At 43.3% G+C, this 13,214-nt stretch carries 11 protein-coding genes; 6 read left to right on the top strand and 5 right to left on the bottom strand.

Annotated features, from left to right (window positions below; genetic code table 11):
* Window positions 1-39: 39 nt before the first annotated feature.
* The 5 genes from HRQ91_RS08385 to HRQ91_RS08365 form a co-directional block, all read right to left on the bottom strand.
* The gene (locus tag HRQ91_RS08385; RefSeq protein WP_246473199.1) at window positions 40-1,113 is read right to left on the bottom strand and encodes an alcohol dehydrogenase catalytic domain-containing protein; all 1,074 of its coding nucleotides are present in this window, start codon (window positions 1,111-1,113) and stop codon (window positions 40-42) included.
* Between the two features lie 118 nt (window positions 1,114-1,231).
* Complete coding sequence (locus HRQ91_RS08380) at window positions 1,232-2,599, bottom strand: FAD-dependent oxidoreductase (RefSeq protein ID WP_210119122.1); 1,368 nt, start codon at window positions 2,597-2,599, stop codon at window positions 1,232-1,234.
* A 45-nt stretch (window positions 2,600-2,644) separates the two neighbouring features.
* A complete protein-coding gene (locus tag HRQ91_RS08375) occupies window positions 2,645-3,214 on the bottom strand; it encodes a hypothetical protein (RefSeq protein ID WP_210119121.1) in 570 nt (189 codons plus the stop codon).
* Complete coding sequence (locus HRQ91_RS08370; protein ID WP_210119120.1) at window positions 3,201-5,357, bottom strand: hydantoinase/oxoprolinase family protein; 2,157 nt, start codon at window positions 5,355-5,357, stop codon at window positions 3,201-3,203. The genes HRQ91_RS08375 and HRQ91_RS08370 overlap by 14 nt, the downstream gene beginning before the upstream one ends.
* A gap of 171 nt (window positions 5,358-5,528) precedes the next feature.
* Window positions 5,529-6,839: a C4-dicarboxylate ABC transporter gene (locus HRQ91_RS08365; protein ID WP_210119119.1), complete on the bottom strand. Its 1,311-nt coding sequence runs from the start codon at window positions 6,837-6,839 to the stop codon at window positions 5,529-5,531.
* A gap of 418 nt (window positions 6,840-7,257) precedes the next feature.
* On the opposite strand from HRQ91_RS08365, the gene HRQ91_RS08360 reads away from it, so the two are divergent.
* From HRQ91_RS08360 to HRQ91_RS08335, 6 genes are all read left to right on the top strand, one after another.
* A complete protein-coding gene (locus tag HRQ91_RS08360) occupies window positions 7,258-8,385 on the top strand; it encodes an ROK family transcriptional regulator (protein WP_210119118.1) in 1,128 nt (375 codons plus the stop codon).
* A gap of 231 nt (window positions 8,386-8,616) precedes the next feature.
* The gene (locus HRQ91_RS08355; protein WP_210119117.1) at window positions 8,617-9,111 is read left to right on the top strand and encodes a universal stress protein; all 495 of its coding nucleotides are present in this window, start codon (window positions 8,617-8,619) and stop codon (window positions 9,109-9,111) included.
* Between the two features lie 25 nt (window positions 9,112-9,136).
* Window positions 9,137-9,886 (top strand): J domain-containing protein, encoded by a 750-nt coding sequence (locus HRQ91_RS08350; RefSeq protein ID WP_210119116.1) that lies wholly within the window; start codon window positions 9,137-9,139, stop codon window positions 9,884-9,886.
* Window positions 9,887-10,013: 127 nt separating this feature from the next.
* A complete protein-coding gene (gene map / locus HRQ91_RS08345) occupies window positions 10,014-10,769 on the top strand; it encodes a type I methionyl aminopeptidase (RefSeq protein ID WP_210119115.1) in 756 nt (251 codons plus the stop codon).
* A gap of 173 nt (window positions 10,770-10,942) precedes the next feature.
* Window positions 10,943-12,304, top strand: coding sequence for a citrate/2-methylcitrate synthase (locus tag HRQ91_RS08340; protein WP_476718537.1), 1,362 nt, complete (start codon window positions 10,943-10,945; stop codon window positions 12,302-12,304).
* Between the two features lie 28 nt (window positions 12,305-12,332).
* Complete coding sequence (locus HRQ91_RS08335) at window positions 12,333-13,169, top strand: pseudouridine synthase (protein ID WP_210119113.1); 837 nt, start codon at window positions 12,333-12,335, stop codon at window positions 13,167-13,169.
* The last annotated feature ends 45 nt before the right edge of the window (window positions 13,170-13,214 follow it).

Genomic DNA, 13,214 nt, shown 5'->3' with positions numbered 1-13,214 from the left:
GATAAGCCGAAGGCTTTCTGCGGTGACGGGTTTTAAGGATCAGAATTTAAAAGCCACCTTATAGTCGCCGTGTTTGCCGCCTGCATATTCAAAGGCGGATTCCCAGTCTTCCAGTTTAAAAACGGAGCTCACTATACCGTCGGTTTTTAATTTACCGTTTGTGATATTTTCTATGACATAGGGATAACAATACGGGCTTAAATGGGATCCTCTTACGTCCAATTCTTTTCTGTCGCCTATTATTGACCAGTCAAGCGAAGTTTGCTCGGCGAAAACGGAAAATTCTATAAACCTTCCGAGTTTACGGATCATTTTCATGCCCTGTACTACCGATGCCGGAGCTCCCGTAGCTTCAATATAAATATCACATCCGTAACCGTCTGTGAGTTTCATTATTTCGGCGATCACATCAGTTTTTTTAGGATTCCATACCAAATCCGATCCGAGTTCTTTTGCCTTGTTGAGCCTGTCGTCAACCAGATCCAATGTTATTATTTTTTTAGGATTTCGCGATCGAGCATAGGTAACCATACCCAGCCCCAGCGTTCCCGCACCGGATATGACTAAAATATCCTCAGCTTTTATTTCCGCTCTGTCTACGCAGTGTTTTGAACAGGCAAAAGGCTCTATTAAAAGCGCCGCTTCGAGCGGTGTTTTGTCGGGTATTTTGTGAACTATTGTATTTTTAGAAAGCTTCACATACTCGGCCATTCCGCCGTTACAGCTGTTGAAAAAACCTAAAATACGATGGGGCTGGCACATCCAATAATGTCCGTCTTTACAAAAACGGCATTCGCCGCAAGGGACGATCTGCTCAGGAATCACCCTGTCGCCTATTTTAAAATTTTTAACATTTTTTCCTATTTCAACTATGCGGCCTAGAAATTCATGTCCGGGTATGAACGGCGGTTCTACCCATGAAGGTTGAATTTCATCTCCCCAAAACATTGCGGCGCCGTGCTTGCATTTAAGATCTCCGGCGCAAATTCCGCAGCCTTCCGTTTTGATGATGATATCGTCGTCTCCGCATTCGGGAACGGGATAATTTGTTTCAAGCCGGTAATCCGTTTTGCTGTAAGCTACCAATGCTTTCATTGTTTTTGGAATTCCCATAATTTCCTCCTAAAAAACTTTTGCAGACTTCTGCAGCGAAGCTTCCAGCAACCTTCAGCTAAGCTTTAAGCCTGTTGCGATATCTGAAAAGTTTTTTTATGCGCAATTTGCGCTATGTTTATACTTTTAAAATTGCACCTTGTTCGGCAATTTTTATGCGCAGTTTTTCTACGTCGACCTCTTTAGGACTAAGGGCACAGGATGTCGCCATCGACGCTGCGGTACCGCACGCTTGTCCTACCGCCATGCACACGTTCATTATACGCGTTGCTCCGAAGGCAATGGGATCTACGCTGATACAGCGTCCGCTCATCATTAAATTATCAACGTCCTTAGATACCAAGCAAAGATAAGGGATCCCGAAGGGCTCTTCAACCGTTATTCCCGTAGTGTCATCGGACGTGCCGCTGTGAATGTCTATAAAATAGCTGCATAGGGCAATGGAATCTTCGCTTACAATACCGTCCAAACAATCTTTGTGTGATAAGATTTTGTGTCCTAAAATGCGGCGGCTTTCCCTTACGCCGATGGAAGAATTTATGGAAGTCAGATAACAGTTTTTAAATCCCGGCACAAAGTCTCTAAACATATCGATCAAGGGCAAAATTTGTAAATGAGCTTCAAGTTCGCCTCTGCTTAGATCCGCTACGCTGGATCCGTCGAAATTAAGAATCCGTATGGTGTTTACGGCCACTTCTCCCGGAATGGGCTGACGGATAAAAATAACGGTGTCTCTGGCAACCGGGCACTTGCCTTCTTTACGAAGTTTTTTTATTAAATTTTGCATACCGAAAAAAATAAAACTAGGATTGTTCCTAAAAAACTCCGCATTATATCCTTCACGTAAATTATTCATCTTTAGCCCGTAAGGAAGCTCTTCCGGATGTTCTGCAATAAAATCACAAAAGGCTTCAAAGTCCACGCCGCCCAGATTGAACATAAGGGTAGGAGGTTGAAGCACATTGTCTTTTTCCTGCCCCTTGTTAAAGGATGCGCCTGCCGCAAAACCCAAATCTCCGTCTCCCGTAGCGTCTATAAATATATTCGCCTCGATTTCTATGTGTTCCCCTTTTCCTGACAGTGTAACGGATTTTATTTTACCGCCTGAAACCTTAACGTCGGATAATTCACAGTGCATTAAAAGATCTATCCCCGTTTCTTTTGCCATTTCAAAGCAAATTATTCTTGCCAAAAAAGGGTGTATGACAGTGGTTGAAATATGAAACGGACAGTATGTATGACCGTGTGTCCCGTTAAGTTTGGAAAGTCTGTCGACAAATTCCTGCGCAACACCGCCTATCACTTGGCGTTGCTTTCGATCCAAAAATGCAAGAAAGGGTAAGCCCGAACCGAGTTGGCCCCCTAAGTATCCGTTCCTTTCCGCAAGGATTACGCTTGCGCCGTTGCGAGCTGCACTTATTGCCGCGGCAATGCCTCCCGGTCCGCCGCCTATTACAGCTACGTCATATGTTTTAGTCAGTTTCATATTAACGCTCCATTTTTTTATATTTTTGCCTACGGCGCCATGCCGTTAAACGTATTCCATCCTGTTTCTGTATAAATCAAAATATGTTCTGCTAAAGCCGTGCGCGCCTATTTCGGATAAGGCCTTAATTGAGCCGTAAAGCAAGACGCGCGATCCTATTTTTAATACGGGAATACTGTATTGATCTGAAACCGAGCCTATCTTACTGACTTCCAAAAAATGAAAGAATTCGTGCGCCAGTATCAAATCTTGTGCCTGTCTGTTTGAAATACCGTTTTCTTTTGCCCATTTGGCTATACTTTGGGTATACATGACGATCAGATTTTTATTTACAAGGTATTCGCCAAAAAATCTAATATTCCCTACGACCTTATCCGTATCTTCCCATTTTATATCTAATTTATGTGAAGCAATGATCCCCCTAATATCATTTTTAGATTTTTTCAGGATTGTCTTTGCCGTCCGGACGCCTATGTCCCAAGCGGTATCGCAAATTGCAGTACGCTCTTCCGCAGGTATTCTTCGATATAGAATATCCCGTTTTAACTCTTCCCGTGAAGATACGCGGTCGGGGAAAGGAAAGTTTTTCATATTACCCACTTTAAGCCCTTTCATTAGACGTTTTATATGTGCAAAGGAAAAGAATCGTATCGGTAGGATCGGAGCCGCTCAATTCCGTTTGCGCTAAAGCTTCAAGCTGTTTTTTATTCTGCATACCTGAAAGATCGATTATCCGGCTTTCCGTCGCTATGAATATGTTCGGTGTTTCGTCTCCGCCGTCTCCTGTAATCGTGTATTCGTCGACAATGTTGTTTAAAAACCGAACGGCGTCTTTTGCCTTACATGAATGTATAAAGCCGTCTTTTCTCTGTATGCGAATTATGCCGTCGGTATCTACCAATCGCACCGAATTTATATTTTTTTTGAAAAATATAAAACTTTTTATTTTGCGGCTAAACTGCATTGCATAATATTTGCCGTTATTTGCAACCGTTTTAACGCTTTCCGGTTCGACTTTTGCATTGTCCGCTACTATCGAAATCAGTTGGGCTTCCGTCTTTTTTGTTCCGGAAATATCCTTTGTCCTGAGTTCAGTAGCGCCTATGGCCACAGCTCTCAGTTTATTCTCTCTGGCGTTTATTTCTATTTTAACTTCTACACTGTCCGGAGCGGCTCCCGAACGCACCGCTTTAGTAAACGCTTCTTCCCTTATTGAAATGACGTCCTGTTCCGTCGGTTTTGCTACGGTTCGCTCTACCATATCTCTGACAAGCGCCATCGCAACTCCTATTGGAGAGATAACCTGTGCGTTTTTTGCAATGCGGAATTTACAGCCGAGTTTTTTGCTTAAAAAAGGAACGACGGAAGAAGCGCCTCCTCCTCCGCCTACCAAAACTACGCTTTGCATATCAAGTCCGTAATTTTTTACTAATTCATCTACGATTTTTGCATTTTTTTCCGCTGCAAATTCCAAAACTTTTACTGCGCATTCTTTTACCGTTAAATTCATGTTCTTCGCAAGTGGTTCCCACGCTTTTACGGCTGCCGCAACGTTGCCCCGCGCATAATCGTTTTCTTCCACGTATCCGGCTATGTTTGCCGCTCCCGACAAGGTAAGCGCAAAACTTTTTCCGTCGGCACATTTGATATAGGCGTATTCTGGATCGTCCGGGCGCGGTCTTATTGTCCGTAACTGCGGGTCAATTATTTCATCTTCGGAAGCATAAACTTCATATTTTAAATCGGCGATATGAGCGCTTCTGGGGCCGCATCCTATCGCGACGTCCTTTTTAAGGAGTACCATACTTCCGCCGCCTATGCCGACCGTCCTAACGTCAAGCGAATTGATGTATGTTTTATGCCCCCCGATTTCTGCGTACCGTATCATAACGCTGCCGTCGCGTACGCAGGAAATGTCGGTGCTGGTACCTCCCACTTCCAAAAATATTCCGTCCGTAAGCTTTTCATACATCAGCGCGCCCGCTACTCCCGCGGCAGGCCCCGACAGGATTGTCAAAATAGGCCTTTTGCGGACTTCTTCCATTGACATAACTCCGCCGTCACATCTCATTATCATCAGCGGCGACGAGATATTGGTCTTTGCGATACTTGATTCTGTCATATTGGCGGTAGAAAGCATTTTTGGAAGGATGCTTCCGTTTATTACGGCGGTTCTTGTTCTTGTTTTTAGACCGTAAAGTTTGGAAACGTCGTTCCCGGCCGTGGCGGGGATCCCCAGTGACGAAGCTATCGTTACGGCTAAATTCTCATTTTCCGGATTGTCTACGCTGAATGCTTCCGTTGCTACAATAACCTCCGATTTCTCCGCTACAAGAGAATCGATTCCGTCTTTAACGGTATCGTTCATGTTTTTGGAAGCGTTTGAAATGAATTTATGACTTGTGTTTAGATATTTTCCGTCTGCGAGCTCGATCTTTCCTACCTTTGAATCCGCTCTGACCTTGTATCCTTCTACGCCTGAGCCCATAGCAAGAATTCCTACGCGGGCGACGTCACCTTCAAGCAATGCGTTTGTGGCCTGCGTTGTTCCGTGTGCGATAAACACGACGTCTTCCGGAGAAATGGAATATTTTTCCAATATTTCTTTAAGAACTAAAATAATTCCGGCGGCGACGCCTTCTTTGGCAGTATGTGTCGTCGGCATTTTTACTGCTCCGATGAGTTCATAGGTGGAATTGTCTATTGCAATGGCATCGGTAAAAGTTCCTCCCACATCAATGCCTATTCTGACTTTCATACTTTGTTTTTCCCTTATAAAACGGCATGCGAGGAAATTTTGATTTCCAAGAATGCCGCTTTTGTGCGCTCTTTGGCACAGTTTAAGATTAAATTGAACAGCGCTATCTTAGACGTTCAATTCCTTAAGTTAACGTCGCCGCCGACCGATAAACGGTTTTATGATTCCCGATCACTTACCCGCGTAGAGTAATGCCATCATCACAATGGTGATTGCGGTGAAAATCCAATTCGGCAATTGTATTTTATTTGTCGTAGTTATGGGGTCATATCCTACAAAAGAAGACGACCATACGACTTGAGTGGCCGTAGGACCTGCCTGAGCGGGCCATCTGGAACAGGCATAAAAGACTGTGGCGATGAGTATTGTCGGCAACGTTCCGAGTCCGATAATGGAAGCCGCAAGTCCGGATCCCAAACCGAAAATGTTAAACGGTCCCCTGTAAAGCGAAAGCGGGCAAAGGATTATAGCAAAGATTATAAAGCCTATTACCGTTTTGGGAGTAACTGCAATCATAAAGGGATTAAGGGCCGTCTGTGTTATTGAAGCGGTAACGGCCTTAAGCAGCATACCTATACCTACAAACAGTATGGCTGCGGGGGCGCCGTCTTTAAACCCGTCGTAACAACTGGAAGTAATCATGCTCATATATTTTGACCAATTTTTATCTACGGTAAAAATGATTATCCAAAGAATACCTATAAAGAAACATACGATAGCGTCTATTTTAAATATCAGAGCAAGGACTACTATTATAAGAGGAGTAAGACAGGCCATAACGCCTCTAAATCCTTTTACGGTTTTTTCATTCGGGCTTACTCCCGTTCCGTCCTCAACTGTCGGCGCTGAAAATGCAAATTTTTTTCCTTGCTTTTTCATTACGATGGCGAGCAAGGTAATAAAAAATATGATTTCTCCGCCGGCTACAATGATTGCGCAAGTTGTCAGCTGTGAAGAAGAAATACCTGTAATATTTATCAGCCCGGACATGTTTGCCGGATTTAATATATAGCCGCCCGATACCCCGCATAAAAATATGTTGCTGGCGGTTACCGGCGGAATACCTACCGAAAGTAAGATCGGAAGTACGATTGTGCCGACCATTACTACGGCTCCCGTTCCGAAAAGTACCGTAAATAAGAAGACCGTTACCAAACACATAAGGATTGCGACGACCATGGGTCTGTCTCCGCCCAATTCGGCAGCTTTTTTTATGATCGTATTTGTAACTCCCGTCTTGTATAAAATTTGCGACAGCCAGCAGGCTATGAGAATTGCAATATACGTGCCAGAAAGCCGTGTAGCGCCGCCTGCAATGATGGTACTGAAAATGTTTTCTTTTCCCTTCATTAAAGGCATCCCCGCTATAAGACCTATCAGGATCGCCATGACAGGCAGCGCCAATAAAGTCGGCATTTTTTTTGTGATCATCAAAATTGCCATGATCGCAAAAACGATACAAATTAAAATACCTGCAAACATAGAGTTATACCTCCTACTCTTTATTATTTTGCCGTAAATTCCCCGTGTATTACGACCTTTGCAGCAGATTCTTCCCGCACTGACGGGTTACCGATGTCATAAAAAAGCACGTTTGGGTTTATAATTTAATTTCATTTTTATAAACGGATTTGCAAAACAGTTTTGTATAATTTTATTGTCAGTTATTTTATTTGTCAACTTTAAATTTTAAAAAATGATCGGAGAAGAGAGAAATGCACCGGCTTGCCGTAAGAAACGCGCCTTGTGAGCATATATTGTTGTATTACATGGTTTTGTGTTTACACGGGAATCCGCTTCAAAAATACAAAAATTGATTTTACTTGTCACGGCACGGTAAAACAAGTATCATATACGTAATCGTATATGGATGACGGATCCGTATTAAAAAATATTGATTATGGAACAAAGAAAACCTTTAAATATTGAAATTCAGGAAATAAACAGATCCAGAATATATAAATTGCTGCTGGACGGCGAAAATTTCGCAAAAAAAGACATAGTACAGCAGCTCCGCTTATGTTTACCCACTGTTACGAAAAACATTGAAAGGCTTATAAAGGACGGTCTTATAAGAAAAGCGGGTTCCAAAGGGTATACGGGAGGAAGACGGGCCGTCACATACGCGATCGCAGGCGATGCAAGGATCGCTTTCGGTGTCGATATAACAAGAAATCATGTGACTATAGTTGCGGTAAACTTATACGGAAAGATCATGTCATCGGTGCGGCACAGGATCGCTTTTGAGCCTTCGAAGGCTTATTATAAAAAAATTGCCGATGAAATAAAATCGGAAATTAAAAAGTCGAAATTCAAAACAAATAAAATTTTAGGAGTGGGTATAGGAATACCTGCCCTTGTTGATAAAAATAAAAAAAATATTCTGTACAGTAAGATAATTGATCTTGCGCCCAACACTCATGAATTATTTGCCGGGTATTTGCCTTATGATATTCAGCTTTTCAATGATGCAAATGCCGCCGCCTTTGCCGAAAGCCGCATTTGCAAAAATATGAAAAATGTGCTCTACCTTATGCTGAGCAACAATATAGGCGGGGCGATGATAATAAATGATGAAGTTTATTCAGGAGATACGCAGAAAAGCAGCGAAGTAGGGCATATTCCACTCTTCCCCAAAGGAAAAAAATGTTACTGCGGACAGCGCGGATGTGTGGACGCCTACCTTGCCGCCTCAATACTGTCCGACTTGACCGACGGCAATCTTAAACTTTTTTTTGCGGGGCTTGCGGAAGGAAATAAAGTTTTAGAAAAAAAATGGGACGAATATTTGGACAACCTTGCCTCGACGGTAAATATTATTAATGTCATATTGGACTGCAATGTTATTTTGGGAGGATACATAGGAGAATATCTTGAACCGTATCTGAGCGAATTGAAAAAACGTGCAGCAAAGCTCAGTACGTTTAGGGACGATGCCGATTATCTGCAAATTTGTTCCTATAAAAAAGAATCCATTGCAGCTGGCGCAGCGCTCAGTTTTATTACGGGGTTCATAGGATCCATTTGATAAATGAGGCTTTAACGAGTATGTTTTTACTTGCTTTTACAGCTATTTAGCCATGTTTTCCCCATATTTTTGAATTGCTTTTTCGGCGTTTTTTTCACGTTTTTGCAACGATTATTTTACAATTATTATAAAATCTGTTACAATCAGGGTACTTTGAAAAAGTACGAATGTGAAAACGTTTTGCTTTTAAGTTACTCAAGCGTTGATAAGGAATAGAACGGAAGGTTTCAAATGCTAAACCCGCTTTTAAAAAATGTGCTTGTTGCCGTAAACGGATCTGAAGCTTCCATGCATGCGTCGATGTACGGAATTCTGCTTGCAAAGCAGCTTCATGTAAATTTAAAGGCCGTTTTTGTAGTCGACACGGCGACTTTAAAGCAGCTCACCATGACTAAACTTTTTGTTGCCGATGAAAGCGAAAGCTATGAGACAAACCTTGTTGCCGACGGAGAACATTATCTTCAATATATAATCGATTTGGCAAAACAAAAAGGAGTTCAGATAGAGACCGAATTGCGTAAAGGCGCGGTCTGGTCCGAAATAATAGCCTGCGCCGATGAGTTCAACGCGGATCTCATCCTCATAGGCGGAAGGAAAATAAACGCTTATGATTCCATGCGGCGTAATGTTATCTCCGCTTCCAGAGGCGAAATAATTTCCGGCGCGCACTGTTCGGTTATGGTCGTAAGAAAGTCCGGATTGGAACAGATTTTCAAACAGGCTTAAGCTTTTTCTTTTACGGAATGCGACTTTGGAAAATTTTTACGAAATACTCGGTGTCCGGCCTGATGCTTCTGCTGCCGAAATCAGAAAGGCTTACAGAAAAAAGGCTAAGGCTCTTCATCCGGATATGTCCCGAAAACGCGAGAGCGGCGAATTTCAAAAAGTCGTTCAAGCGTACAGGATTCTTTCCGATGTGCGCGGCAGAAAGATCTTTGACGATACGCTTTTTACGCGGCGGCACAGGACTGAAAAGACAAGGGAATTCGACTATCGGGAATGGCTTTTAGCGCGCGACGACGAAGAAAGCCGTGCAAAGTTGATTTTTTTTGATCTTATGCATGAGCGCGAAGATGAAGCCGTAAAGGAATTCAAATACATGTCCATGACGCACGCGGGTTTTTCGCTGAAAAAGTGGTTTACCCGTGAAGATTTTATGGATTTCGGCTATATTTTATCCGAAGAGTTGGTCTTCAGGTCGGAATATTACGATGCGGCGCTCCTTCTCGAGCAGATAATCCGCATGGAATATTCTTTTCCGTATTTCAGGCTGTTTTTTCCTGAAGTGCTCGACTTAATGCGTTCCATTTTAAGGCGCAACATTGAAGGATATATGAGCGACGAATTGGCTCTGGATATATGGGAGAGAGCTCTCGATCTTCGGCTCGGTAAGGCCGATGATGTGTTTTTTTTAAATAAAATGGCTGAAGCTTATGAGCGCTTGGGCGACCGCAAAACGGCAGAAATTTGCCGCTCGGAAGCTTTAAAACTTTCCGTTTAATGAGGCCGCAGTATTTTGGCTTTGCCAAAATTCGCCATAAGCCGATGCACACGGAGATACGTCGGCTTATATTATTTCATCGGGCGAAATTAAACTTTTTAACGGCGATGCGAATTTCGGAGGTATTGTGATCCGTTTAAAAAATGATAAGGAAATCGAAGGCATACGTAAATCCTGCCGTCTGCTTGCAGACATGTTCAAAGTTGTCATACCTGAAGTTAAAGAAGGAATTTCAACGAAGAGGATCGACGATCTGTGCAAACATTTTATCCTTGACAATGGGGGAAAACCTGCATGGTATCAGGAAAATTTTCCCGGGGCTGCATGTGTAAGCGTAAATGAGGAAGTTATTCACGGAGTGCCGTCGCATAAAAAGATTGTTCGCGACGGCGACATTGTTTCAATAGACGTGGGTATAAATTTAAACGGCTTTATAAGCGATTCGTCGCATACCGTTATGGTGGGAAACGTAAGGCCGCAGGTAAAAAAACTTGTGGAAGTTACGAGAGAATGCCTTGCCGCAGGAATCGCCGCCTGTATCGCAGGCAACAGAATCCATGACATCTCAAAAGCCGTATACGATATTGCGCAGAGACACGGCTACGGAGTAGTTTACGAATACTGCGGTCACGGCGTCGGACTTGACGTTCACGAAGATCCGAACATTCCGAACGTTCCGGGAGGAGGGGCGAACCCGCGCATTCAGCCGGGAATGGTGCTTGCAATTGAACCCATGATAAATCTTGGGACTGCTGACGTTATTCTTGATGAAAAAACCGGCTGGACGGTCGCCACGGCTGACGGCCTTCCGTCTGCGCATGAAGAACATACTGTCGCAGTTTTTTCCGATCACACTGAAATTTTGTCGGACTTGGGATTATAAGCTCAGGCTTTAAAAAAAATCGAGAATTTGTGCGGCCACGCCCGGCGGAATTGTCAGTATACTTGCATTTTCGATATTAAAAATTGTATAATTATAATAGTTTGTTAAAATGTCTGCATAAATATACATAGACTTGTGAATTTTAGACACGGCCTTGGCCTGTGCCGATGGAGTTGCTTTTGAAAAAGAAAAATGCCGAATTGTTGAAAAAATTTTCCGTTCTGTCCGAAAAAAATTCTCCTATAAATCCCGATCTTTATGAAAAATACGACGTAAAAAGGGGCCTCCGTTATGCGAACGGAACCGGCGTGTGCGTAGGTCTTACACGCATAGGAGACGTAGTGGGATATGAGATCGTAAACGGAAAAAAAGTCGCAGTTCCCGGAAAACTCTTATACCGCGGATACGATGTGATCGACATTATTAAAGATGCTGAAAAACATAAACAGTTCGGCTATGCGCAGTGCGTGTATCTTTTACTCTTCGGCGAACTTCCGACTCAAAAGCAGCTTGACGAATTTAGCGGTCTTTTAGGTTCTATAAGAAATCTGCCGTCGAATTTTACCGAAGACATGATAATGAAGGCTCCGTCAAGCGACATAATGAATAAGATGGCGCGCGGAGTGCTCGCAAGCTATTCCTACGATCCCGATCCTGAAAACCGTTCGTTGGAAAACGTTTTACGCCAGTGCCTCGAACTCATATCGCGTTTTTCATCGCTTGCGGCCTATGCTTATCAGGCTAAGAGACGTTTTTATGACGGAAAAAGCATGTACATACATAACACAAAGGCCGGACTTTCCACTGCGGAAAATTTTCTGCGGCTCATAAGAAACGACAAGGAATACACTCCGCTTGAAGCCCATATGCTTGATCTTTCGCTCATAGTCCATGCGGAGCACGGCGGTGGCAATAATTCGAGTTTAACGGTACACGTAGTGTCTTCTACGGACACGGATACATATTCGGCCATTGCCGCCGCCGTGGGTTCTCTAAAAGGAAGACGCCACGGCGGAGCCAACATCCGCGTTATGGAAATGATGGACGATATTAAGGCGAACGTAAAAGATTGGGGCGATGAAAAAGCCGTCCGCGAATATCTTTATAAAATTGCGACAAAAAAAGCCTTTGACATGACCGGCTTGATCTACGGCATGGGGCACGCCGTGTACACAATAAGCGATCCGCGCGCCGTTATAATGCGCGACAAGGCGAAGTTTTTGGCGGAGGAAAAAGGAATGCTCGACGAGTATAATCTTTACCTACTTATCGAAAAGCTTGCGCCCGATATTCTTTATGAAATTCACAGCGACGAAAAACGGATCTGCACTAACGTTGATTTTTTCAGCGGTTTTATATACGAAATGTTGAATATTCCGAGGGAATTATTTACGCCGATTTTCGCCGTTTCCCGCATTGCAGGCTGGTCTGCGCATCGTATTGAAGAGATGATCGCCTGCGGAAGAATTTACCGTCCTGCGTATCAGAGCGTATGCGAAGTTAGAAAATTTATTCCTATGGAAGACCGCAAATAAGGCGATCGATGTAACCGGCGGCAAAATAATGGCGTCAAACGTTGAACGGCTGGACAGGTTTTTAGCTAATAATTTTTTCGGCACCCGTAAAGACGTAAAAAAAATTATCCGTTCCGGCGCAGTCGAAATAAACTGTAAGGTCGTTACGGATTGTTCTTTTCATCTGGATCCTTTAAAAGACAAAGTCTGTGTTGAAAACGAGCCTGTTTTTGCAAGAGAATTCGTTTATCTTATGATGAATAAGACAGCTGGTTACGTAAGCGCTAAAAGCGATAAAAGATACAAGACCGTATTCGATCTGCTTGACGAAAGATTCCGCAGCGCTAAAGAATTTGACGCCCTTCACACCGTCGGGCGGCTGGACCTGGACACGGAAGGTCTTTTACTCTTTACGACCGACGGAAGTCTCACTCATTTTCTTATTTCACCCAAATCGCATATAGACAAAACTTATTTGGTTTTTCTCAAAGAAAAAATGACGACCGCAGAAAAATCGGAGTGTATAAATCGTTTTGCAGACGGCATACACATCGAAGGCGAAGACAATGAAGACGAGGCTGATTGCGCTCCGGCAAAGGCGGAATTTATTGAAAAAGAAAAAGCTCTCATGCTTGCCGACAGCGAAGCGGCTTTAGCTTCGGATGCTCATGAATTTTCTTTGCTTACGATCCACGAAGGAAAATATCACCAGGTAAAACGTATGTTTTGTGCGCTTTCCAACAAGGTTGTCTATCTTAAGCGCCTTTCAATAGGCAATCTTAATCTTGATCCTTTTCTTAAACCGGGCGAATATCGAGAGTTGACCGCGGAAGAAGCGGAGTTCTTAAAGTCTTGCAGCATAAAAAAATCGTGCGGCACGGAATAAAATCTATGAGGCAATGCCGGTGTATACAAGACTTTTCAAAGTTTT

The organism is Treponema parvum, from assembly GCF_017893965.1.
Lineage (GTDB): Bacteria > Spirochaetota > Spirochaetia > Treponematales > Treponemataceae > Treponema_D > Treponema_D parvum.
The sequence above is the reverse complement of the archived record's forward strand: the minus strand, read 5'-3'. Positions and strand labels throughout refer to the sequence as shown.